The following is a 22,109-nucleotide window of genomic DNA, read 5'->3' on the forward strand; positions in this document are numbered from 1 at the left end:
GACAATAAGGCTGCCGAGGCCGGGTAGGATTCGGTCGGCGACTTACTTTCTTATCCTGGATCTATACTAGGCTACGGCCGGCAGGCGACTATAGTCGCGGACGCCCCAGAAGTAACGGCGCAGCCGATGCATCGGGATGTCGGTGCTATCCGGACGTCCCGACCGCGGTATCCCACCAGGGACACACCCCGGCCATCCGGTTGTAGTTGCCGTCGATCACCTGCAGCGGCTCACGCTTGCCGTCGGCCGCCGCTTTCAGGCGCATGTCGCGCGCCTGCCGGCGCTGATCCTCTGGCAGCCAGGCACGGTCGTGACCCCACAGGCTAGGGCCCACGGTCACCTCGTTCGGCGTCCAGTCACCGGGCGTGACGACCTTGCCGCCCCAGCCGTATTCCAGCATGAAGCCGCCCGGCGAGCGCAGATAGTACGAGGTGACCGCGTCATTCGGATGGCGGCCCAGCGTGGTGGCGATTTTTTCCGGCTCACCGAGCGCGATGTCATAGCCCTGGCCGACGTCGTCGAGCGAAAACAGCTCCACCATCAGATGGTGCAGGTCTTGCCGCCCGGTCTCGATCAGGGCCACCGAGTGGTGCCGCGGATTGGTGTGCATGAAATAGGCTCGGAATGGCGTGCTGATGTAATCGCTGACGCCGAAGCCAAGCAGGTCCTGGTAGAAACCCAGCAGGTCGTCGATGTTCTTCACATGGAACACCACGTGCCCCATCCCGAGCGCGCCGGTCCTGAAGCCGGAGATGGTGCGTCCGGGGCGGAACGGCTGGTCGGCGACGGCGGCGCCCCAGAACGCCTCCAGGTGATTGCCGCCGGGGTCGTCGAAGCTGATCAGTTGCTGGACGAAGCGTTGATCGGCCAGGGATTTCGGTTCGTGCCTGACAGCGACTCCGGCCGCATCGAGCCGGGCGGCCAGGGATTGTAATGCGGCGGCGTCGGCGACCTCGAAGCCGAAGTAGCGTTCCCCCTCGGCGAGCGAGCGATCCACCACCAGGCGCTGGGTGCGATCGTCCATTCGGAAGGCGCGGGCGGTATTGCCGCGCTCTATCATCTGCATGCCAAGCCAGTCGGTGGCGAATGTCGTCCAGTCGGTGAGGTCCGAAGCACCGACGCCCATGTAGCCAAGGCCGCGGATTTCCATTGTTGTTCCTCCTGGTCGCGTCGCGGCGAGAGTTTCCGCCGCTACTGCTTTCGTGCGCGATCGATCAGCTTAACAGCGAGCGCGGCTATGGCAATGGGTTACCCACGACCAGGCCGCCGCCCCATAAGGTGCGCGCCAGGGCCGCCTCCCCCGATTGCGGTCCGCTGGCGGAGCGTCGCGGCAGGCGAACGGGTATCCCCCGGCTTGACCACGCCGGCCAGGATTGACCAAAGTGTTAAAAGCGGGATCGTCCACGGGCACCGGCTTAGCGCCGGGTGAAAGCCTCTGGCGACCCGACGCGTAGAGCGACACCACGAAAGGGAAAGCGATGCCTCAGGTCAGCCTGACGGTCAACGGCAAGCAGCACACGGTAGAGGTGGAAGGACGCACCCTGCTGGTGGAACTGCTGCGCGAGAAACTCGGCCTTACCGGGACCCATATCGGCTGCGATACCAGCCAGTGCGGCGCCTGCGTCGTGCACGTGGACGGCATCTCGGCGAAGGCCTGCACCATGCTGGCGCTGCAGGCCGACGGCACCAGCGTGCTGACGATCGAGGGCCTCGCCGCGGCGGACGGCACACTGCATCCGATGCAGGAGATGTTCCGGGAACACCACGCCCTGCAATGCGGCTTCTGTACCCCCGGGATGGTGATGACAGCGGTCGACCTGGTGCAGGCGCATCCGGACGGATTGACCGAGAAGGAAATCCGCGAAGGCCTGGAAGGCAATCTGTGCCGCTGCACCGGCTACCACAATATCGTCAAGGCGATCGCCGCCGCACATCCGTTGATGCACGCCAAAGCGGCCGAATAATGCGCCGCGGCCGATAAAAAAAACGGGGGAACACATATGGGATTCGAGGGCATCGGCGCAGCCGTTCGTCGCAAGGAGGATCTCCGCTTCCTGAGCGGCAGGGGCAACTACACCGACGACATCAATCGCCCCGGGCAATTGCACGCTATCATCAAGCGATCGGACCGGCCGCACGCCACGATCAACGCCATCGACATCGCGCAGGCCTCCGCCGCGCCGGGCGTGGTGAGGGTGTTCGTCGGCGCCGACATGGCGGCGGAAAACATCGGCGGGCTGCCGTGCGGCTGGCAGATCCACAACAAGGACGGCTCCCCGATGGCCGAACCGTCGCATCCGGTGCTGGCGGTGGGCAAGGTGCGCCATGTCGGCGACCCGGTCGCGGTGGTGATCGCGGAGACCAAGCAGGCGGCAAAGAACGCCGCCGAGTTGATCGAGATCGACTACACCGACCTGCCGGCGGTGGCCAATCTGACCGACGCGGTCGCCGCCGGCGCGGTTGAGGTGCATGACGGCGCTGCGGGGAACCTTTGTTACGACTGGGTGATCGGCGACAAGGCGGTGGTAGACGGCGTGTTTGCCAACGCCGCGCACGTGGTGAAACTGGACCTGACCAATAACCGGCTGATCCCGAACGCGCTGGAGCCGCGCGTCGCGCTGGGTGATTTCGATCCGTCCTCGGGCGATTTCACGCTCTACACCACCAGCCAGAACCCGCATGTGATCCGGCTGTTGATGGGCGCCTTTGTGCTGCACATCCCGGAGAACAAGCTGCGGGTGGTGGCGCCCGATGTTGGCGGCGGTTTCGGATCGAAGATCTATCACTACGCGGAAGAGGCCATCGTCACCTGGGCCGCCGGCAAGCTGCGCCGCCCGGTGAAGTGGACAGCCGAACGCAGCGAAAGCTTCATGAGCGACGCGCATGGCCGCGACCACGTCAGTACTGCCGAGATGGCGCTGGATAGCGAGGGGCATTTCCTTGGCCTGCGCATTACCACGCTGGCGAACATGGGCGCCTACCTGTCCACCTTCGGTCCGGCGGTGCCGACCTATCTTTACGCCACGCTGCTGGCCGGGGTGTACAAGACTCCGGTGATCTACTGCAACGTCAAGGCGGTGTTCACCAATACCGTGCCGGTGGATGCCTATCGCGGCGCCGGCCGGCCGGAAGCGACCTTCCTGCTGGAGCGGCTGGTCGATGTCATCGCCCACGACACCGGCATCGACCGGATCGAACTGCGGCGCAAGAACTTCATCCCGGTCGATGGCTTCCCATACCAGACCCCGGTCGCGCTGCAGTACGACAGCGGCGACTACCAGACCACGCTGAAGGTCGGCCTGAAGAACGCCGATTGGGATGGTTTCGCGGTGCGTCGCGCCGAGGCCAAGGCGCGCGGCAAGCTGCGCGGCATCGGTATTTCCACCTATGTCGAGGCCTGCGGCATCGCACCTTCGGCGGTGGTCGGGTCGCTGGGCGCGCGGGCCGGCCTGTATGAGGTGGCGGAAATCCGGGTTCATCCGACCGGCAGCGTCACCGTGTTCACCGGCACGCATAGTCATGGCCAGGGACACGAAACCACCTTCGCGCAACTCGTGGTCGATCAGCTCGGAGTGCCATTCGACCAGGTCGAGGTCGTGCATGGCGACACCGCCAAGATACCCTTCGGCATGGGCACCTATGGCAGCCGCAGTTTACCGGTTGGCGGATCGGCCATGGTCAAGGCGATGGACAAGGTCATCGCCAAGGGCAAGAAGATCGCCGCGCATCTGATGGAAGCCTCGGTCGGGGACATCGAGTTCAAGGACAACACCTTCCGCGTTGCCGGCACCGACAAGTCGAAGACGCTGACCGACATCTCGCTGGCCGCCTACGTGCCGCACAACTACCCGATCGAGGAACTGGAACCGGGGCTCGACGAGACCGCGTTCTACGATCCGAAGAACTTCACCTTCCCCGGCGGCTGCCACATTGCCGAGGTGGAGATCGATCCGGAAACCGGTTCTGTGGAAATGGTCAACTTCACCGCGGTCGATGATGTGGGCCGTGTGGTCAACCCGATGATCGTCGAGGGCCAGGTGCAGGGCGGCGTCGCCCAGGGCATTGGCCAGGCGTTGATGGAGGCGTGCAACTACGACCCGAGCGGGCAACTGCTGTCGGGATCGTTCATGGACTACACGATGCCGCGGGCGAACGACATTCCCCAACTATCGGTCGCCACCGAGAACACCATGTGCACGCACAACCCGCTGGGGTCCAAGGGCTGCGGCGAGGTCGGTGCGATCGGCTCTCCGCCGGCGGTGATCAATGCGGTGGTGGATGCGCTGAAGGATTACGGCGTGCGGCATCTGGACATGCCGGCGACGGGGGCCAAGCTGTGGTCCATCATCCAGGGTGCGCAGCCGCGGATGGCGGCGGAATAGACCGGCCGCCGACCCGCGCCGGATGCGCTTGGCCCCGGTCGGCGGGAAGCAGAACGCCGCAATGGCGGCGAGACTGACGGGCCGAAAACTTCGGCCAGTATGAAGAGGCAGAGGGAATATTTCGATGTACGATTTCGCCTATCAGAAGCCCGGCAGCCTGGCGGATGCGGTGAAAATCCTGTCCGACGATCTGGAAGCAAAGGCACTCGCCGGCGGCCAGACCTTCATTCCAGTGCTGAAGCAACGGTTGAACAAGCCGTCCACGGTGATCGACCTGGCCAAGCTGGGACTGACCGGCATCACCGTTGCCGGTGACAAGGTGACTATCGGCGCGATGACCACGCACGCCGCTATCGCCAGCAATCCCGACATCAAGGCCAAGATTCCCGGTCTGCAGCATCAGGCCTCGTTGATCGGCGACGAGGCGGTGCGCCATCGCGGCACCATGGGCGGCTCACTGGCGAACAACGATCCGGCGGCGTGCTACCCGTCCGCGTTGCTGGCGCTTGGCGGCACGATCAAGACCGATCGCCGCTCGATCACCGCCGACGATTTCTTTCAGGGTATGTTCACCACCGCACTCGAACAGGGTGAGATCATCACCGCGGTCGAGTTGCCGATTCCCGAGAAGTCGGCCTACGAGAAGTTCCGCAACCCGGCGTCTCGCTATGCCATCGTCGGGGTTTTCGTGGCCAAGTTCCCGACCGGTGTGCGGCTGGCGATCACCGGCGCGAGCCAGGGCGGGGTGTTCCGCCACGCCGAGATGGAAAAGGCGCTGTCGGCGAATTTCGCGCCCGAGGCGGTCAGCAGCATCGTCACCCCGGCGGACGATCTGAATAGCGATATCCATGCCAGCGCCGAATACCGGGCGCACCTGATCGGCGTGGTGGCGAAGCGGGCGGTGGCGAAGGCGGCTTGAACAGGCGTCTTCCGCCGCCTAAGTCCGCTGCATCCTGCGGCATGCGCTTGTTGGCGAACTTCTCCAGCGATGCACGAATGTCCCGATGGGACAGCGAGAGTTTCAACCTAATTTGATCGGTTCGTTGCAATTTTCCGGATAATAACCATTGGATGGATTGGTGCCGACGGGCGGGGCCCTCGGACAGGCTGATATACGCGGACTGCGATCGGAGTGAAGATGGACGAAGAGAGAAGTTGCCCAGTCGTCGGCAAGGCCGACAGAAACACCACCGTTCTGGAAATGTCGAACCGCCTGTGGTGGCCAAATCATCTCGACCTGAAGATCCTGCACCAGAACCCACCGCAGTCCGATCCCTTGGGCGAGGGGTTCAACTACGCGGAGGCGTTCAAGAGTCTTGATTTGCAGGCAGTGAAGCGGGACCTGTTCGCGCTGATGACGACGTCGCAGGATTGGTGGCCGGCCGACTACGGGCACTATGGGCCGTTTTTCATCCGCATGGCATGGCACAGCGCGGGTACCTATCGCATCGGCGACGGACGCGGTGGCGCCGCGTCCGGCACCCAACGCTTCGCGCCGCTCAATAGCTGGCCGGACAATGCGAACCTCGACAAGGCGCGTCGGTTGCTGTGGCCGATCAAGCAGAAGTACGGACGGAAGCTGTCTTGGGGCGACCTGATGATCCTGGCCGGTAATTGTGCGCTGGAATCGATGGGGTTCAAGACGTTCGGTTTCGGCGGCGGGCGCGCCGACATCTGGGAACCGGAAGAGGATATCTACTGGGGGTCCGAGGACACCTGGCTTGGCGACAAGCGCTACACCGGCGACCGCGAGTTGGAGACCCCTCTCGCCGCGGTCCAGATGGGTCTGATCTACGTCAACCCCGAGGGTCCGAACGGCAATCCTGATCCGCACGCCGCGGCGCGCGACATCCGCGAAACGTTCGCCCGAATGGCGATGAACGATGAGGAGACGGTTGCCCTGATTGCCGGCGGACACACCTTCGGCAAGACCCATGGCGCCGCCGACCCCAACCAATATGTCGGCCCGGAACCCGAAGGCGCCAGCACCGAACAGCAGGGCCTCGGCTGGAAGAACAGCTTCGGCCGCGGCAACGCCGGCGACACCATCACCAGTGGGCTGGAAGGCGCATGGACGACGCAGCCGGCAAAGTGGGACAACAACTTCTTCGACAATATGTTCAACTTCGAATGGGAACTGACGAAGAGCCCTGCCGGCGCGTCGCAGTGGACGCCCAAGGACCCATCCGCCACCGGCATTGTGCCTGACGCGCATGATCCGTCGAAGCGCCATGCGCCGATGATGCTGACCACCGACCTCGCCCTGAAGGTGGACCCGATCTACGCGCCGATCTCGAAGCGCTTCCACGAGAATCCGGTAGCGTTTGCGGACGCCTTCGCCAAGGCTTGGTACAAGCTGACACACCGCGACATGGGGCCGTATAAGCGCTGCCTCGGTGCGCTGGCTCCGGCGGAACCGCAAATTTGGCAGGACCCGGTTCCCGATGTCGATCATGAACTGATCGGCGCGCAGGACATCGCCGCGCTGAAGGGTAAAATCCTCGCCTCCGGCCTGTCGATATCCCACCTGGTCGCGACGGCTTGGGCGTCGGCGTCAACCTTCCGTGGCACCGACAAGCGCGGCGGGGCGAATGGCGCGCGCATCCGGCTCTCGCCGCAGAGCTCTTGGCAGGTCAACCAGCCGGGCGAATTGGCGCAGGTGCTGCAGACGCTGGGGTCGATCCAAAGCGCGTTCAACGGTTCGCAGGCCGGCGGGAAGCGGGTTTCGCTCGCTGACCTGATCGTCCTGGGCGGTTGCGCCGCCGTCGAGCAAGCGGCAAAGAACGCCGGGCATGCCATCGAGGTTGGCTTCACGCCGGGGCGCACCGATGCGTCCCAGGACCAGACCGACGCGGAGTCGTTCGCCGTACTGGAACCGACCGCGGACGGGTTCCGTAACTATCTTCGGCCCGGACAGCAGCGACCGGCCGAGAAGCTGCTGGTGGATCGGGCGCACCTGCTGACGCTGACCGCGCCCGAGATGACTGTTCTCGTCGGCGGCCTGCGCGTGCTCAACGCGACAGTCGGGGATAGCAAGCTCGGTGTTTTCACCACCCGACCCGAGACGTTGACCAACGATTTCTTCGTCAACCTGCTCGACATGGATATCACGTGGCAGCCGTCCGCAATGTCCGAAGGGGCGTTCGAGGGGCGCAGTCGCGCGACCGGCCAGGTCAAGTGGACCGGCACCGATGTCGATCTCGTCTTCGGTTCGAACTCGCAACTTAGAGCGTTGGCGGAAGTTTACGCCTGTGACGATTTCGGGCAGGCGTTCGTGCATGACTTTGCCCGTGCATGGACCAAGGTGATGAACCTCGATCGCTTCGATCTGGGGTGACCGCGAAAGGTCGCGTTTCGACGGCCGCAAGATCCCGGCACGGGCTGGGATCTTGCGCGGAGGGCCGGGTCAGGCTCCGCGAACCTGATGAAAGCGCCGACGCTCCTATTCTCTCCATGCAAGCGCCGGTAGGGCTATGCAAGCACCGGTAGGGAAACTTTCCGGTTCGCACACGTCAATCAGGCGGCAATATAATTAGTCCACCATCGGAATGGTCACCCCGATCATATCCCCCTCGCGTACAATGTCCGCCAGCCGAGCCTCATCCCAGCCATCCGTGCCGGCGGGGCGAGCGGGCAGCACCATCCAGCGATAATCCGCGGTCGAATCGACGACGCGGACCTTGACTGTATCCGGAATGATCGTCTTCCATTCCGCAGCCAGCAAAGCCCGCGGATCGCGCACCGCCCGCGCTCGGAAAGCCGCTGACTTGTACCAAAACGGCGGATACCCCAGCACCGCGCGTGGGTAGCAACTGCACAGCGTGCAGACCACCAGATTGTGTACCTCGGCGGTATTCTCCAGCACTCCCAGCGGCGGCATGCCGCGCATCGGAATCCCCAACGCCTCGGCGGCCTTGGCTCCGTCTTGCAGCATCGACGCCCGATATCCGGGATCGACCCAAGCGCGAGCCACCATCCGTGCGCCCTGCCCCGGACCGGCCGCATCGGTCACCGCGATGCGATGGCGGACTTCCTCGGTCGAAACGATACCTTTGCTTTCCAACAACGATCGTACCGCCAGGAGCAAACGGTCGCTGTCCGTATCCAGGATGTTCATGGCCGCTCCAGCCAATGTTCGAAAATCTCTATCAGCAACTCGTCATCCGGTCTGGCCTCCGGCCAGATCGCGGCCTTCTGGAAACGCACGTGATACAATGGCCGTAATTCGGCCGCGCGGCCGAACGCAAGGTCTTCCGGATTGGCGAACTCACCCAGCCGCCGCACCACCTCACCTGTCACGCCGCGCACGTAATGCGGCGTACGGATGTGCACCGGGCCGGTCACCTCGGGCCAGGCGTCCTTGACCCGCACGGCGTCACCGGCGGCGAACATCACGAACCGCCCAGCGTGGCCTGAAGTTCGTCTTGCGTAATGACACCGCCGCGCAAGAGGTTGTCGGCGATCGAGCGGATCCAGCGTTGGTAGTAGCTCAGCCGATGATATTCGGCCTCGGGGATGGCCTCGATCCCGCGGCGCAATTCATCGACCGACATCAGCTTCTTCGCCGCCAGCATCTGGCGCAGTGCATCGACCTCGCGGTCGAAATCGGTCAGCCCATGCGGCTTGGTGTCCACCGGCTCGCACATGAATTTCGACGCGCCGCCGAGGTCGTGGTGCGCCCGCTTGGCTTGCTTGTCCATGCGTCGACGGCAGCGCATTGTGCAGCCGCTGCAACTGGAGCGCTTTCAGGGTGACCGTAACCAGTCACCGCGCTCTAGCTGCTTGTTCGAGCGAGCAACTTTATCAGCCCGACTTTCCGGTCAGGCTGATGTTGCTCTGGGGGCGCCGATGCTGCTGACCGCCGACGATCCACCCCCATTCCGCGTGCTGCGCGAATCCGCTGCCTCCGACCTGGTGCTCACCGCCGACCATGCCGGCCGAGCGGTCCCTGCCGCACTCGGCGACCTCGGCTTGCCCGAGGCTGAACACGCACGCCACATCGGGTGGGACATCGGCATCGCCGGGGTCACCGAACGGCTGGCGGACCTGCTGGATGCCACCGCGGTGCTGCAGACCTATTCCCGGCTGGTGATCGACTGCAACCGTGATCCGTCGTGGCCGAGCGCGATGCCCGAGGTCAGCGAGTATACCGTGATCCCTGGCAACAAGGACCTGTCCGCGCCAGCCAAGGCCGCCCGCGTCGCCGCCATCTTTACGCCCTACCACGACCGCATCCGCAGCCTGCTGGACGCGCGCGCGGAGCGCCGTTCGGTGCTGGTTGCGATGCACAGTTTCACGCCGTCGTTCAAAGGCGAAAGCCGAGCCATGCAGGTCGGCATGCTGTACAACAAGGACCCGCGGCTGGCGCGCATCCTGCTGGATCTGCTGCGCAACGAACCCGACCTGACGGTGGGCGACAATGCACCGTATGCCATCACCGACGACAGCGACTACAGCGTGCCGACCCATGGCGAGCGGCGGGGGCTGGCGCATGTAGAGATCGAGATCCGCCAGGACCTGATCGCCGACGCGGACGGCCAGAACGCCTGGGCAAACCGCTTCGCCCGGCTTTTGACGGCCGCCGATGCGATGCTGAAAGCCGCCGACCAGGCGGATCGACGCTGATGCCGACAGCGGTGGCCAAGACCGCGGTCCGGCCGCCGCCACGACCACCGCGCAAGCCGAAGCCGATGACCAGGGCCGAGGTGGCCGCCTTCATCGAAGCGCTGGCGACGCATAACCCGGCGCCGGAAACCGAGCTCAGCTTCGCCGACCCGTTCACCTTGCTGGTGGCAGTGGTGCTGTCGGCGCAGGCCACCGACCTGTCGGTCAATCGCGCGACCGAGACACTGTTCCGGGTGGCGCCGACGCCGAAGGCGATGATCGAACTGGGCGTGGATGGCGTGGCGTCCCATATCCGCTCGATCGGCCTGTGGCAGACCAAGTCCCGCAATGTCGTGCAACTGGCCCACGAATTGGAGTCACGGCATGGCGGCCAGGTGCCGGCCGATCGCGCGGCGCTGGAAGCGTTGCCTGGCGTCGGCCGCAAGACCGCCAACGTCGTGCTCAACGTTGCCTTCGGCGAGGCCACGGTGGCGGTCGATACCCACATTTTCCGGCTCGGCAACCGCACCGGCCTGGCTCCCGGCAAGACCCCGCGCGAGGTCGAGGACGGCCTGCTCAAGCGCCTGCCGCGCCAGCGTTTGCGCGACTCCCACCATTGGCTGATCCTGCATGGGCGTTACGTCTGCAAGGCGCGCCGGCCGGACTGCTGGCGCTGCGTGGCGGCGGCCTGGTGCCACTATGGCGACAAGGTCGCGGCGCCGGAAACCGCACAGGAACGCTGAGGCGCCGGTGGTCAGGCGCCTCGCACCGCGCCGACCGGGGCCGTGGCGATCCGGTGCTGGCGGATGCGCTCACGATCGCGGGCCGGCCACATCAGCAACAGCCCGGCGATCCCGCCGATGATCTGCGCCGAACCGCTGACCATGTAGCCCTGTTGATAGCCGTCCAGCACGGTGGCCGCGCCCTGGATCAGGCTGCCGCTGACGTAGGGCGCAATGATGCCGGCCAAGGTGTAGATCGCGCCGAAGATGGCGATCACCGCGCCGCGCTGCGCGATCGGGGTGAACTCGGCGATCATCGGCGCGCACACCACGTAGATCGGACCGGTCAGTCCGCCGCCGACGACCAGCAGCGCGAGCTTCGCGGCGGCATCGGACACGTGCGGTACCGCCAGCACCAGCAGTCCGCCGACGATCAGCGGCACGCAGCCCAGCATTGCGCGGGCGGCCCGGCTGCTGACTCCGCGCGCCACCAGGACTTGCGAAATCCAGCCCGACAGCATGACCGTGCAGGCGCCCATCAGCCAGGGCAAGGTCGAGATGAAGCCGGCGCTGGCCTGCGAGAATCCCAGCGCCTTGACTACGAATGGGGTGAACCAGGTCAGTCCAAGTGACAGCGCCCAGTAGGCACCGAAGCAGGCCACCACGCAGCCGATGAATGTCGGTGCGAGCAAAATCCGGGAGTAGCCGACCCGTAGGGCGCCCGCCTCAGGCATCGGCGGGTCGACGATCGGGCCCTCGCGGCCCAGCAGCCACCAGCCGAATGCCCAGCACAATCCGACGATCCCGAGGGTTCCGAACGCCCAGTGCCAGGAGGCATGGATGATGATCATGTTGAGCAGCGGCAACGCGACGACGACGCCGACCGCCGCGCCTTGCGACAGGATCGCGGTCGGGATGGTGCGCTTCTCGTCGGGGAACCATTTGTAGATGGCGTGCAGCCCGACCGACCCGGCGGGTCCCTCGCCGGCGCCCAGCACGACCCGGCAAATCAGCAGCGTGGCGAAGCTGACGGTTCCGACCATGGGAAATTGTGCCAGTGCCCATACCGTTGCCAGCAGCAGGATGATCCAGCGGGTCGAATAGCGGTTGGCGGCGAAGCCGACCAGAACGCCGGAGATCGAGAACAACAGGAAAAAGCTGGATCCCAGCAAGCCATATTCCCGGGGCGAGAGGCCAAGTTCGCGCATGATCGGCACGGCGGCGAGGCCGACGACCGCCTTGTCGGCGAAATTCACCAGCATGTACAGGAACAACATGCCGGCGACTGTCCAGGCGCCTTTGGGGGTCTGCATCCGGTTTCCTCGACCGCTGGTTCGCTCTGTTCGGCGATTGTTGGACTCGATCAGGCTTGGATGCAGGCTATGTCGGATCTGGACCGCCAACAACGGCCGGGGCGACGTGCCTTAGGGCCGTCGATAGGCCACGCCCGAAAGCGGGCGGCCGACACGGTCGTCGGGTCGGCTCAAACGGAAAGTGTTCTAGGCGACCTGACGCAAGCAAGATCGGGCGACGCGCGACACGTTGCGTACGCCCACCACTTGCGACAGATTGCCTTCCACCAGGTGGACGACTTCCGCCGGCATCGCTTCCATGGCGATTTCCACATGCACTGTGTCGCCGGCACGGTGGGACCACATCCGGTCAGGCACCAGGTCGCGTTTCGCATAGGGTTGCAAGAGACGCGACAGAAGCCCTGGCGAGACATCGGCATCGAGCAAAAATCGGACGAAAACGACGGACGGTTGTTCAGGTGTCGGAACGACGGACATCGGAAAGTCTCCAGGCGAATGTTCGAAAAAGCGGGACTATCCCCGGCTGCTAGGCAGCCGGGCCGCTAATTCGAAGGCTCTGGAATCCGTTTCGCATGACCCTCTATAGCACTACCGCGCCGGCCAGTCTACTTCCGGCAGCCTAAGCAGGGGGACCTGACGCATAGAGAGTGTGCGATATTGTAGCGTCAGCGGTACATCTACCGACGACGGCTGATCCGCGTCGCTGGTGGCCGCCATCAGCGACAGCACCGCCTTTGCAGCCGTCGCCGCCGGCCGGGTCAGCGTTCCGGCCGCGGCCAGCCGATCCAGCGTCTCGGCATAGCCGACGATCCGGCTGGTGCCGCTGCCCATCGGTTGAAGCTGATCATCCAGCGCCAGGGTCGCCGAGGATGTCAGACCCAACGGCCCCCACCCCATCGCCATATGGGTTATCTTCAGCAGTCCCCCGGCCTTCCGCCAAGCCTCGGCCCATTGCCTGAAGTCTAGCCGACCGGACTGCGATGGATCTGTCAGCGTGCCATCCGCCGAAAGCGACGAGATATTGGTCCCGAGCGGCCATTTGACGACCGCGGGGAGGGCAATCGCCTCCGAACTGACGGAGAATGAAGCGGCCGGCTTGGCCTGACCGGGGGCGACAGAATCAGCAATTTCCGCCTGGGCGTTCAACAGGCCGACCGTCACATGCCACGCGCCGGTGGCCGGTTGCAGGCGCAGCCCACGCGCGTGCAAGGCGACCGATGGCGGTCCGGTCGGCCGCAGCGGCACCGTCGCCACGGTATTGTCGCCGGAAACGATCATATCGGGCAGCTCGGCGGCTCGCACATGCACCGGGCCGTCGAGCGACAAGGCCAAGCTGGTGGGATCGACCAGGGCGACCGAAAGGTTCAGCTCGGCCAACGCCAGGTTGACATTGCCCGGCGTGGTCGGCCCGGCATGCCGCAGCGTCAGGTTCGGCACCGTCACCACCGCCGAACGAGGCCACCCGCCGATCGACGGCGGCCCCGATTCGACGTTCCAGCCGCGAGCGACCTGGTCAGCCACCCACGCCTGATACCCTGAACGCAACCGTTCGGCCGTGATTCGCCAGTAGATAGTCTCGGCCGCCAGCAGAACGATCGCGACGGCGAGAATGACCCAGAAGGTCCGGCGCATCACGGGGCTGTCTGGGCAGCAGGCATTCCTCCGGCAAACCCGCACCTGGGGCGCCAAAGTGGCAGCCGCCGAACGGCCTTCAACCTGGAGACGAACACGGGCGTTTTGTCCACAAACGCAGCGATTTTGTGCAACTCAGTAATGTTCATCATAAATGCCCTGCTTTCAGATCACTAAAGAATGTCTTTCAAGTGCTCTCAACACCGTGAGCAAATCTTCCGCACAGAGTTTTCCACAGCACCCAGGGCGGCCTGACGGCGGATTAGTCGGGGCTGCGATCCAACGCCGCCATGCCGTCCTCCAACCCCCGCAGCAGCGCGTTCCGCTCGGTCCGCGAGGCGATCGCAGGTCCGATCAAGATCCGGATCGTTCCCGGTCGCTTACGGAACGCCCGGCGACCCCAGAGATGGCCCGAATCGGTGGCGACCGGAACCACCGGCAGGCCGGTGCGCGAGGCCAGTGCCACGATACCGGACTGCAGGCTGCCCGGACTGCCCGGGTCGCGGCGCGTGCCCTCGGGGAAGATCACGATCTGGCGCTGCTCCCGCACCGCCCGTTCCGCCCCACGCAGCAAGCTTCGGATCGCGGCGCCCCCGCCGTTGCGGTCGACCTCGATCATGCCGGCGGCGCCGATCGACGGACCGAACAGCGGAATGCGTGACAGGTCGTTCTTGAACACGTAGCAGCAGCGGGGCAACAATGTCAGCCATACGAAGGTGTCGAACGCGGATTGGTGGCGCGAGGCGATCAGTGCCGCACCGCGCGGGATGTGCTCGAGCCCGCTCACCTGAAGGCGGATGCCGCAAATGATCCGAACCGCGGCCAACTGACAGCGCGCCCATAGCATGGCCACGTCGAGGACACGATGTGGCGCCAGATAGCGCGCGCCTGTCGCCAACACGGCCATCACCAGGCTGATGGCGAAGAACACCACGTTGAACGCCGCCGAACGCAGTTCCGTCATGCCCCGGGTCCGCCCGGCATCACCGGCGCGGACAGCGGCTCGCGGCGCGGGAACCATGTCGACAGACCCGACAGGGTCAACAGGTACTTGGTATACTCTTCCGCCTCCAGCCGCATGCCCGGACCCTTATCGCCGATGTCGGTATGCACCGCCAACACCGGCACGGGATACAGCCGGACATCGGGCAGCGTTCGGCGCAGTTCCGCCAGGGCGCGCGGCATATGATACCCCGCCGTCACCACGATCAGCGATCGGATGCGGTTCTGCTCTGCCCAGGCACCAGTCTCCACGCCGTTGCCGCGCGTCGAGGCGGCGTAGCGGCCCAGCGTGACGCGGTCGGTCAGACCCGCTGTGTCGACGCCGGCGAGGTGGCCCAGGGTGGCCAATTCGGTGCCGCCGCCGATGCCGCTCAGCAGCAGGCGGTTCGCCTGGCCGCTGGCCAGCAGGCGCAAGGCCAGCTCCACCCGGCCAGCGCCGCCGGTCAGGGCGACGATACCGTCGGTGTGGGGCGGCGGCTGCGCCGACCGGCCGGTGGCAGTCACAAACCAGACGAAGCCGCCTATCCAGGCGGCGACGGCGGCCGCGACGAATGCAACCAACAGCCGCGGCATGATTCGGGGGCGCCCGTTGCGCTGCCGGCCGTGAGCCCCGAACGGGCGTCCCCGCGTGCGTGGGACCCCCCCGTCGCGGCTTGCCCCGGCCATCGCCGCCCCATCCCCGGGTGCCGGCTTCCCGGGCGCCGGCTGCCCGAGCGGTGGCGGTTCCAGCGGCGGTCCCATCGTGGATGGCGCAGTCGCGGGAGTTCCGGCCACGTTGGCTCCAGTCACCGAGGCTCCGGTCACCGAGGCTCCAGTCACGGGCGTTCCAGTCACGGGCGTTCCAGTCACGGGTGCTCCAGCCACGGGTGCTCCGGCCACGGGCGGCCCGGCGAGGGTGTCGGCGGCGGTGGGGTCATCGCCAACGGCGCGCCATCCTACGTTGCCGGTCATCGGGCCAGGCCGGTCATGGCAACCGCCGCAGCCAGCGACGAACCGCGCCCTGAGCGGTGGCGAAGCCGATCGCCGCAGCGATGACGGGCAGCCCTGGCAAGGCCAGCCAGAGCGGCGCCGGAAGAGTAGCCAGCGCCGCCTGCAGTCCGTCACCGGCGGCGTCGCTGTCGCCGGAAAATGGCGCCGCCATGCGCGCCAGGGTCAACAGGATCGGCAACGCCGCGAATGCGCCGCCAGCCGCCCCGACCGCCGCCAGGACGGTTGCCCTGGCGGCAAACCGGCCGGCGATATAGCTATCGGTCGCACCCAGGCCGTGGACGATCTCGATCGCCTCGCGCCGGGTCGATAGGCCGGCCCGGGTCGCCACCGAGATCACCGCCGCCGCCACCCCGGCCACCAGCAGCAGTGCCAGCCCGGCGCAGGCCTGCAGGCTACGCGCCAGCACCGCCACCCGCCGCAGCCAGACGCCGTGATCCTCGACCAGAGTGCCAGGTGCGGCCTCGGCCAGCCGCCGGGACAGTGACGACAGGCTGGCATCGCTATCGGTCAGCCGAACCGCGACCACCGCCGGAATCGGGATCGCCAACCGTTCGGCTCCCTGGCCCAGCCATGGCTTCAGCAGGTCCGACAGTTCCCGATCCGACAGCGCGTGCGCCGAGGCGACACCGGGCGTGCCGGTGAGCAGCGCCAGCACCGCCGCCAGTCGGGTCTCATTGGCGTTTGCCGAGGCCGCGGTTGGTTGCGGGACCTGAACCGTCAGCGAGGAGCCGGCGCCCTGGCGCCAGTGCCGCGACAGCGCCGCGGTGCCGAACCAGCCGGCCATGGCGAGCGCCGCCAGGAACGCCATCGCCGCGACCAGCAGCGGCAGCATGCGTTCGGACAGCGCGCGGCGCAGTCCCAACTCATCGAAGCCGGATGGACGCAGCGAAATCACCGGTCCGCTTCCTCCGCAAGCAGATGCCTGCGGGTGAACCCACCGCCACGCTCTGTCGCGGGGCCGGTGCTGGCGGTGAGGCGGCCGCCGGCAATGTGCAGGGCGGGCGCGGGATGTCGCGCCACCAGCGATTCGTTGTGGGTGGCAACGATGACCGTGGTGCCAATACGATTCAGTTCCTTGAACAACTGCATCAGCCGTTCGGCCTGCCCGTCGTCGAGGTTGCCGGTTGGTTCATCCGCCAGCAGCAGCGCCGGACGGGTGATCACGGCTCGGGCGATGGCGACGCGCTGCTGTTCGCCGCCGGCCAGTTCCGCCGGCCGGGCGTCGAGATGACGCGACAATCCCACCCAGCGCAGCAATTCCCCAACATCGGCGCGGATCTGGCCCTCCGGGCGGCCGGCGATCCGCAGCGGCAGGGCCACGTTGTCGAACGCCGACAGATGCGGCAGCAGGCGGAAATCCTGAAATACCACGCCGATGCGCCGTCGCAGCAGCGGCAACGCCCGCCGCGGCGCGGTGGTGACATCGGTGCCAAGCAGGGTCAACTGACCGCGCGTCGGCCGTTCCGCGAGATACAGCAGGCGCAACAGGCTAGTCTTGCCTGCCCCGGACGGCCCCAGCAGCCAGCGGAAGGCGCCGGCTTCCAGCCGGAAGCTGATGTCGTGCAGCACCTCAGGCCCGGCGGGCGCCGCTGACCGGCCGCCGCTTCGCTGGTAGCGCAACCCGACCGACTCGAATCCTAGCATGCTGGCTGTTTACCCGGACTGCACGATTCTTGCTATTTCGCTTCGGTCGCCGATAGGTTTTCTGACGGCACGGCGGTGCGCTGACGTGGATGTCACCGCCATCGAGCATCGCTTCGAACCCATGTCGATCAAGCCGTTCTCGGCCCTTTCCGCGTTGCCGGCGAAGGCGCCTGGCGCGGCTGGCCGGGTGCTCCGACCACGGGCAGGCCAGGTCGCGCCGACCGTCTGATGTGCCGGACAACCGTTTCGCCATGCGGCGAATCGGACGCCATCACGGGTCCTGACCAGCGCGAATCCCGTTGGAACACCGGGCGGTTCGCCGCATTATGCTGCGCGCCTTTGGTCATGAAACTCATGCGTATCGCCTGCCCAAGCTGCGACGCCACATATGAGGTGCCGGATGCCCGGCTGCCATTCGGGAAAATGGTGCGTTGCGCGCGCTGCGCCAACACCTGGTCGCCGATTGCCCAGGCCGACAACACTGTATCGCCGCCGGACCCAGCCGCCGTGGCGCCGGACGCATCGGCGATGGCTGATGCAGGGGCGGCATCGGCGGATGACGCCGGCGACGCTGCGCCGGCGTCGGCGTCGGCGCCTCCGGCTCTGGCGACGACCGCGATGGACCGGCTCACCACCTCGGTGCCGGGCGGGCTTCGTCCGCACCGCGGGTTGATTGGCGCGTGGGCGATGACCATCGTCGTGCTGGCTGGGGCGGTTGCTGCCGCGGCGGTCTGGCGCGACGCGGTGGTGCGGGCATGGCCGCCGAGCGGCCGCATCTTGGCGGCGACCGATCGCATGTCGTCTTCCGGGCCGTCCCAGGGGCCCCCCGGTCAGACGTCTTCCGTCCAGACGCCACCAGACAAGATCCCGCCCAGGGAGACCTCGCACACTGGGACTAGGCAAAGTGGGACCGCGCAAAGTGGGACCTTGCAGAGTGGGACCGCGCAAAGTGGGACCTTGCAGAGTGGGACCACGCCGGCCCGGCCTCCAGCCGGGCAATTCCCGACTGCGCAAACCTTCCGCGCGAAACCGCAATGAACTGGCGCGAAGCGCGCGGATACCATCGGTTGCCAGGCATCCGCGCGAAACGATCGCTGCATCGCTGATCGACCGGCACTTTGCCAGACGATCGCTACGCAAACGGTTGCTGCGGACCAAGCAAACATGCTTTCGTGGCGTCGGTCGAGGTCGCGCAAAGGTAAGTGATAGTGGAGCTTGGATCAGACGTGTCAGCGCAATGCACCGACAGCGCGGAAGATTTGGTTGGCAACGATGAAGACGTCGCCGCGCTGCAGACGGCGATCCTCGAGAAGCTGACCTACCAGGTCGGCAAGCGCCGTTCGATCGCAACCGAGCGGGATTGGCTGATGGCAACCGCGTATGCGCTGCGGGACCGGATCGTCGATCGCTGGCTGGCCGGTATCGACCTGGCTTACCAACAGGGGTCCAAGCGGGTGTATTACCTGTCGCTGGAGTTCCTGATCGGCCGCCTGCTGTTCGACAACCTGAACAACATGAACCAGTTGGGCACGATGCGGGCGGCGTTGGCGGGGCTTGACGTTGACCTCGACAAGCTGCGCGCGCTGGAGCCCGACGCGGCGTTGGGCAATGGTGGTCTTGGCCGGCTTGCCGCGTGCTTCATGGAGAGCATGGCGACGCTGAATATCCCGGCGCATGGCTACGGGATTCGCTATGAGCACGGGCTGTTCCGCCAGGTGATGAAGAACGGCTGGCAGCAGGAATATCCCGAGGATTGGCTGGCGTTCGGCACGCCGTGGGAATTCCACCGCGCCGACATCAGCTACGAGATCGGCTTCGGCGGCTCGATCGAGGCGGTGCCGATCTCGGAGGCGGCGGTGCGGCATGTCTGGCATCCGGCTGAACGGATCGAGGCAGTGGCTTACGATACCCCCTCGGTCGGTTGGCGCGGCCGACGGGTGAATACGTTGCGGCTATGGTCGGCGCGGTCGGCCGACCCGCTGCGACTGGACGCGTTCAACCATGGTGACCACGCCGGCGCGCTGGCCGAGCAGGTGCGGGCCGAATCGATCTCGAAGGTGCTGTATCCGTCGGATGCCACGCCGGCGGGGCAGGAGCTGCGGCTGCGCCAGGAATATTTCTTCGTTTCGGCTTCGTTGCAGGATTTGGTGCGCCGCCACATCAAGGCGTTCGGCCATATCGGCAACCTGGCGGACAAGACTGCGATCCAGTTGAACGACACTCATCCGGCGATCGGCATCGCCGAGATGATGCGCATCCTGCTCGACCTCAATCAGATCCCCTGGGAAGACGCCTGGCGCATGACCCAGGCGACCTTCAGCTACACCAACCACACCCTGCTGCCCGAGGCGCTGGAGGTCTGGCCGGTGCCGCTGATGGAGCGTCTGTTGCCGCGGCACATGCAGATCATCTACCTGATCAACGCCCTGCACCTGGGCAACGTGCGCCAGCAATTCCCCGACGACGAGGCGCTGCTGTCCAGCGTGTCGATGATCGACGAGCATCAGGGGCGCCGCGTCCGCATGAGCCATCTGGCGTTCCTGGGGTCGCATCGGGTCAACGGTGTCTCCGCGCTGCACACCGGTCTGATGCGGGAAACCGTGTTCCGCGACTTGCACGCGCTGTATCCCGACCGCATCGTCAACGTCACCAACGGTATTGCCTTCCGGCGCTGGCTGCACGAGGCAAACCCGCGGCTGACCCGCCTGTTGGTGAATGAGGCTGGCCCCGCGGTGCTGGACGACGAGGATGCGCTGACCCGGATTCGTCCGCTGGCCAATGACCGATCGTTCCAGACCCGTTTCGCTGCCAGCCGCTTCGCCAACAAGTTGGTGTTGTCCGAACTGATCCGGCGCGAGCTGGAGATCCGCATCGACCCGGCCGCGCTGTTCGACGTCCACATCAAGCGCATCCACGAGTACAAGCGCCAGCTCCTGAACGTACTGGAAGCCATCGCGCTGTACAACGCCATCCGGGCGCGGCCGATGGACGATTGGACGCCGCGGGTGAAAATCTTCGCCGGCAAGGCCGCGGCCAGCTATCAGCAGGCCAAGCTGATCATCAAGCTGATCCACGACGTCGCCAGGGTGATCAACAGTGATCCCACCGTGCGCAACATCCTGAAGATCGTTTTTCTGCCGAACTACTCGGTCAGCCTGGCGGAGGTGGTGATCCCCGCGGCGGACGTGTCGGAGCAGATCTCGACCGCCGGCATGGAGGCGTCGGGCACCGGGAACATGAAGTTCGCATTGAATGGCGCGCTGACCATCGGCACGCTCGACGGTGCCAATATCGAGCTGCTGGAGCGGGTTGGCGAGGACAACATGTTCATCTTCGGCCTGACCGCGGAGCAGGTGGCGGCGCGGCGTGCCATGGGCGTCGATTCGACCGATCTGATCGCCGCGTCGCCGATCCTGTCCGAGGTGCTGGCCAGCGTCGAGGCGGGGGTGTTTTCGCCGGATGAACGGGACCGTTACCGTGGGCTGGTGGATCAGTTGCGCTACCATGACTACTTCCTGGTCTGCGCCGATTTCGATGATTATTACGCCAAGCAGCGCAAGCTCGCCGATCTGTGGCGTCGGCCGCAGGATTGGTGGCAGGCTTCGATCCTGAACACCGCGAATGTTGGGTGGTTTTCGTCGGACCGGGCAATCCGGGAATATGCCGATCTGGTTTGGGAGGTGCCGACCTATGTTGCGCGCTGAATCGCCGGCTTTTGCGGCGCTTCAGCTTTAAGCAGTGATGACTGTAGCTAGTCCTGGTCAGACGACTGGGCTGGCGCCGCCGTCCATGTTGATGGCCGTCCCGGTGGTGAATCCGGCGTGATCGCTGCACAGGAAGCATGCCATCGCCGCGAATTCCTCTGCCTTGCCGATACGCCCCAGTGGCACGTTCGCGCCCATTTTCTGGGTGAAGGCTTCGTACGGCTCGTTTGAACCTTCACGCTGGTGTCGCCGCTTGTGTTGATCGGAGTCGATCAACCCCACCAGCATGCCGTTGACCAGGATGCCGTGCGGCGCGCCCTCGCCGGCCATCACTTTCATCAGTGCCATGCCCGCCGCGCGTGACACCGCGGTCGGTGCTCCATTGGCACGAGGCGCCTTGGCACCGGTGTTCAAGACATTGATGATGCGGCCCCATTTGCGCGACTTCATCCCCGGCCAGCACAGCCGGGACAACCGGATCGCGGCGAACAGCTTCAGGTCGAGGTCCTCTTGCCAGACTTCGTCGGTGATCTGTTCGGATGGCATTGCGCGGGAGATGCCAGCGTTGTTGATCAGGATATCTACCTGGCCAAACCGTTTGACCACCTCACCAAAAGTCGTGGCGATGTCATGGGCCTTCGAGACGTCGCACTGAAACGTGGCAACCTGGCCAGAGGAGCCTTCGGTCGCGATGGCAAGGGCATCCGCTAGGGAATCCGGGCTGCGGGCCAGGATCGCCACGTTCGCACCCGAGGCAGCGAATTGCTTTGCCATGGCAAGGCCAAGGCCTTTGCTGGCGCCGGTTATGATCGCGCTGCGGCCGTCCAGACGAACTTCCATCCGTGTTCTCCCCTATCGATGGTCGGAGTTTGGGCGAACATGGTCGTGGTGTGCAACGTGCGAACCAGCGATGTGGGAATGCAGGACTTTTCATGCCTAATGTCATCGTTGATCTTGGCGCAGCCAGGGTTTGCGCTCAGCAAGTGAATCGGACGCACCTTTCGAGCGGTGCACGTCCGACGCGGCCCTGTCTCTAGCCCAGGCACCTGACGTGAGCTTCACCCGTCCTGGCGCGTTTGCGTACTGACGGGTATTGTTCAACAACAACAAGAACGC

At 65.6% G+C, this 22,109-nt stretch carries 21 protein-coding genes; 9 read left to right on the forward strand and 12 right to left on the reverse strand.

What is annotated here, in order from left to right:
• Nucleotides 1-145: 145 nt before the first annotated feature.
• Entirely contained in the window at nucleotides 146-1,150 is a 1,005-nt protein-coding gene (locus tag ACQY4T_RS19910; RefSeq protein WP_428534256.1) for a VOC family protein, read from the reverse strand.
• A 328-nt stretch (nucleotides 1,151-1,478) separates the two neighbouring features.
• Here ACQY4T_RS19910 and ACQY4T_RS19915 point away from each other — a divergent pair, with 328 nt between their 5' ends.
• The 4 genes from ACQY4T_RS19915 (at nucleotide 1,479) to katG (ending at nucleotide 7,719) form a co-directional block, all read left to right on the forward strand.
• Nucleotides 1,479-1,964 carry a (2Fe-2S)-binding protein gene (locus tag ACQY4T_RS19915; protein ID WP_428491555.1) on the forward strand — a complete coding sequence of 162 codons (486 nt, stop codon included), beginning with the start codon at nucleotides 1,479-1,481 and terminating at the stop codon, nucleotides 1,962-1,964.
• 36 nt (nucleotides 1,965-2,000) lie between these two features.
• The gene (locus ACQY4T_RS19920) at nucleotides 2,001-4,382 is read left to right on the forward strand and encodes a xanthine dehydrogenase family protein molybdopterin-binding subunit (RefSeq protein ID WP_428534258.1); all 2,382 of its coding nucleotides are present in this window, start codon (nucleotides 2,001-2,003) and stop codon (nucleotides 4,380-4,382) included.
• Between the two features lie 124 nt (nucleotides 4,383-4,506).
• Entirely contained in the window at nucleotides 4,507-5,301 is a 795-nt protein-coding gene (locus ACQY4T_RS19925) for an FAD binding domain-containing protein (protein ID WP_428534260.1), read from the forward strand.
• A 219-nt stretch (nucleotides 5,302-5,520) separates the two neighbouring features.
• Complete coding sequence (katG, locus tag ACQY4T_RS19930; RefSeq protein ID WP_428534262.1) at nucleotides 5,521-7,719, forward strand: catalase/peroxidase HPI; 2,199 nt, start codon at nucleotides 5,521-5,523, stop codon at nucleotides 7,717-7,719.
• A gap of 195 nt (nucleotides 7,720-7,914) precedes the next feature.
• On the opposite strand, the gene ACQY4T_RS19935 is transcribed toward katG, so the two are convergent.
• From ACQY4T_RS19935 to ACQY4T_RS19945, 3 genes are read right to left on the reverse strand one after another with little or no spacing between them, the layout of a single operon-like run.
• On the reverse strand, nucleotides 7,915-8,499 hold the full coding sequence (locus ACQY4T_RS19935; RefSeq protein ID WP_428534264.1) for a nitrile hydratase subunit alpha: 585 nt from the start codon (nucleotides 8,497-8,499) through the stop codon (nucleotides 7,915-7,917).
• The gene (locus ACQY4T_RS19940) at nucleotides 8,496-8,774 is read right to left on the reverse strand and encodes an SH3-like domain-containing protein (RefSeq protein WP_428534266.1); all 279 of its coding nucleotides are present in this window, start codon (nucleotides 8,772-8,774) and stop codon (nucleotides 8,496-8,498) included. The genes ACQY4T_RS19935 and ACQY4T_RS19940 overlap by 4 nt, the downstream gene beginning before the upstream one ends.
• On the reverse strand, nucleotides 8,774-9,082 hold the full coding sequence (locus ACQY4T_RS19945; RefSeq protein ID WP_428534268.1) for a nitrile hydratase: 309 nt from the start codon (nucleotides 9,080-9,082) through the stop codon (nucleotides 8,774-8,776). Before ACQY4T_RS19945 ends, ACQY4T_RS19940 begins: the two co-directional genes overlap by 1 nt.
• Before the next feature lie 148 nt (nucleotides 9,083-9,230).
• Between ACQY4T_RS19945 and ACQY4T_RS19950 the strand changes: the two genes are divergently transcribed.
• A complete protein-coding gene (locus tag ACQY4T_RS19950) occupies nucleotides 9,231-10,007 on the forward strand; it encodes an N-formylglutamate amidohydrolase (RefSeq protein WP_428534270.1) in 777 nt (258 codons plus the stop codon).
• Nucleotides 10,007-10,729, forward strand: a complete 723-nt coding sequence (gene nth / locus ACQY4T_RS19955) for an endonuclease III (protein ID WP_428534272.1) — start codon at nucleotides 10,007-10,009, stop codon at nucleotides 10,727-10,729. Before ACQY4T_RS19950 ends, nth begins: the two co-directional genes overlap by 1 nt.
• Before the next feature lie 11 nt (nucleotides 10,730-10,740).
• On the opposite strand, the gene ACQY4T_RS19960 is transcribed toward nth, so the two are convergent.
• The 7 genes from ACQY4T_RS19960 to ftsE all read right to left on the reverse strand — a co-directional run bounded on the left by ACQY4T_RS19960 (nucleotide 10,741) and on the right by ftsE (nucleotide 17,289).
• Entirely contained in the window at nucleotides 10,741-12,021 is a 1,281-nt protein-coding gene (locus ACQY4T_RS19960) for an MFS transporter (protein ID WP_428534274.1), read from the reverse strand.
• Between the two features lie 186 nt (nucleotides 12,022-12,207).
• Nucleotides 12,208-12,498, reverse strand: coding sequence for a hypothetical protein (locus tag ACQY4T_RS19965; RefSeq protein ID WP_428534276.1), 291 nt, complete (start codon nucleotides 12,496-12,498; stop codon nucleotides 12,208-12,210).
• Between the two features lie 111 nt (nucleotides 12,499-12,609).
• Nucleotides 12,610-13,653 carry a DUF2125 domain-containing protein gene (locus tag ACQY4T_RS19970; protein ID WP_428534278.1) on the reverse strand — a complete coding sequence of 348 codons (1,044 nt, stop codon included), beginning with the start codon at nucleotides 13,651-13,653 and terminating at the stop codon, nucleotides 12,610-12,612.
• Between the two features lie 262 nt (nucleotides 13,654-13,915).
• Nucleotides 13,916-14,617: a lysophospholipid acyltransferase family protein gene (locus ACQY4T_RS19975; RefSeq protein ID WP_428534280.1), complete on the reverse strand. Its 702-nt coding sequence runs from the start codon at nucleotides 14,615-14,617 to the stop codon at nucleotides 13,916-13,918.
• Complete coding sequence (locus tag ACQY4T_RS19980; protein WP_428534282.1) at nucleotides 14,614-15,228, reverse strand: YdcF family protein; 615 nt, start codon at nucleotides 15,226-15,228, stop codon at nucleotides 14,614-14,616. Before ACQY4T_RS19980 ends, ACQY4T_RS19975 begins: the two co-directional genes overlap by 4 nt.
• Before the next feature lie 391 nt (nucleotides 15,229-15,619).
• Nucleotides 15,620-16,540: a cell division protein FtsX gene (locus ACQY4T_RS19985; RefSeq protein ID WP_428534284.1), complete on the reverse strand. Its 921-nt coding sequence runs from the start codon at nucleotides 16,538-16,540 to the stop codon at nucleotides 15,620-15,622.
• Nucleotides 16,537-17,289 (reverse strand): cell division ATP-binding protein FtsE, encoded by a 753-nt coding sequence (ftsE, locus tag ACQY4T_RS19990; protein ID WP_428534286.1) that lies wholly within the window; start codon nucleotides 17,287-17,289, stop codon nucleotides 16,537-16,539. The genes ACQY4T_RS19985 and ftsE overlap by 4 nt, the downstream gene beginning before the upstream one ends.
• Here ftsE and ACQY4T_RS19995 point away from each other — a divergent pair.
• From ACQY4T_RS19995 to ACQY4T_RS20005, 3 genes are all read left to right on the forward strand, one after another.
• The gene (locus ACQY4T_RS19995) at nucleotides 17,288-17,518 is read left to right on the forward strand and encodes a hypothetical protein (protein WP_428534288.1); all 231 of its coding nucleotides are present in this window, start codon (nucleotides 17,288-17,290) and stop codon (nucleotides 17,516-17,518) included. The genes ftsE and ACQY4T_RS19995 overlap by 2 nt on opposite strands.
• 125 nt (nucleotides 17,519-17,643) lie before the next feature.
• Nucleotides 17,644-18,327, forward strand: coding sequence for a zinc-ribbon domain-containing protein (locus ACQY4T_RS20000; RefSeq protein WP_428542998.1), 684 nt, complete (start codon nucleotides 17,644-17,646; stop codon nucleotides 18,325-18,327).
• Nucleotides 18,328-18,497: 170 nt separating this feature from the next.
• Nucleotides 18,498-20,993, forward strand: coding sequence for a glycogen/starch/alpha-glucan phosphorylase (locus tag ACQY4T_RS20005; protein ID WP_428534290.1), 2,496 nt, complete (start codon nucleotides 18,498-18,500; stop codon nucleotides 20,991-20,993).
• A gap of 57 nt (nucleotides 20,994-21,050) precedes the next feature.
• On the opposite strand, the gene ACQY4T_RS20010 is transcribed toward ACQY4T_RS20005, so the two are convergent.
• A complete protein-coding gene (locus ACQY4T_RS20010) occupies nucleotides 21,051-21,833 on the reverse strand; it encodes an SDR family oxidoreductase (protein ID WP_428534292.1) in 783 nt (260 codons plus the stop codon).
• Between the last annotated feature and the right edge of the window lie 276 nt (nucleotides 21,834-22,109).

Source organism: Rhodopila sp. (assembly GCF_965277825.1).
In the GTDB taxonomy this organism is placed as follows: domain Bacteria; phylum Pseudomonadota; class Alphaproteobacteria; order Acetobacterales; family Acetobacteraceae; genus Rhodopila.

Coding starts and splice junctions, on each gene's coding strand:
- ACQY4T_RS19940 (WP_428534266.1), bottom strand. CDS start 8,774: ATGTTCGCCGCCGGTGACGCCGTGCGGGTCAAGGACGCCTGGCCCGAG.
- nth (WP_428534272.1), top strand. CDS start 10,007: ATGCCGACAGCGGTGGCCAAGACCGCGGTCCGGCCGCCGCCACGACCA.
- ACQY4T_RS19950 (WP_428534270.1), top strand. CDS start 9,231: ATGCTGCTGACCGCCGACGATCCACCCCCATTCCGCGTGCTGCGCGAA.
- ACQY4T_RS19970 (WP_428534278.1), bottom strand. CDS start 13,653: ATGCGCCGGACCTTCTGGGTCATTCTCGCCGTCGCGATCGTTCTGCTG.
- ACQY4T_RS20010 (WP_428534292.1), bottom strand. CDS start 21,833: ATGGAAGTTCGTCTGGACGGCCGCAGCGCGATCATAACCGGCGCCAGC.
- ACQY4T_RS19935 (WP_428534264.1), bottom strand. CDS start 8,499: ATGAACATCCTGGATACGGACAGCGACCGTTTGCTCCTGGCGGTACGA.
- ACQY4T_RS19945 (WP_428534268.1), bottom strand. CDS start 9,082: ATGGACAAGCAAGCCAAGCGGGCGCACCACGACCTCGGCGGCGCGTCG.
- ACQY4T_RS19960 (WP_428534274.1), bottom strand. CDS start 12,021: ATGCAGACCCCCAAAGGCGCCTGGACAGTCGCCGGCATGTTGTTCCTG.
- ACQY4T_RS19915 (WP_428491555.1), top strand. CDS start 1,479: ATGCCTCAGGTCAGCCTGACGGTCAACGGCAAGCAGCACACGGTAGAG.
- ACQY4T_RS20000 (WP_428542998.1), top strand. CDS start 17,644: ATGCGTATCGCCTGCCCAAGCTGCGACGCCACATATGAGGTGCCGGAT.
- ACQY4T_RS19975 (WP_428534280.1), bottom strand. CDS start 14,617: ATGACGGAACTGCGTTCGGCGGCGTTCAACGTGGTGTTCTTCGCCATC.
- ACQY4T_RS19920 (WP_428534258.1), top strand. CDS start 2,001: ATGGGATTCGAGGGCATCGGCGCAGCCGTTCGTCGCAAGGAGGATCTC.
- katG (WP_428534262.1), top strand. CDS start 5,521: ATGGACGAAGAGAGAAGTTGCCCAGTCGTCGGCAAGGCCGACAGAAAC.
- ACQY4T_RS19980 (WP_428534282.1), bottom strand. CDS start 15,228: ATGCCGCGGCTGTTGGTTGCATTCGTCGCGGCCGCCGTCGCCGCCTGG.
- ACQY4T_RS19965 (WP_428534276.1), bottom strand. CDS start 12,498: ATGTCCGTCGTTCCGACACCTGAACAACCGTCCGTCGTTTTCGTCCGA.
- ACQY4T_RS19995 (WP_428534288.1), top strand. CDS start 17,288: ATGCTGGCTGTTTACCCGGACTGCACGATTCTTGCTATTTCGCTTCGG.
- ACQY4T_RS19925 (WP_428534260.1), top strand. CDS start 4,507: ATGTACGATTTCGCCTATCAGAAGCCCGGCAGCCTGGCGGATGCGGTG.
- ftsE (WP_428534286.1), bottom strand. CDS start 17,289: ATGCTAGGATTCGAGTCGGTCGGGTTGCGCTACCAGCGAAGCGGCGGC.
- ACQY4T_RS19910 (WP_428534256.1), bottom strand. CDS start 1,150: ATGGAAATCCGCGGCCTTGGCTACATGGGCGTCGGTGCTTCGGACCTC.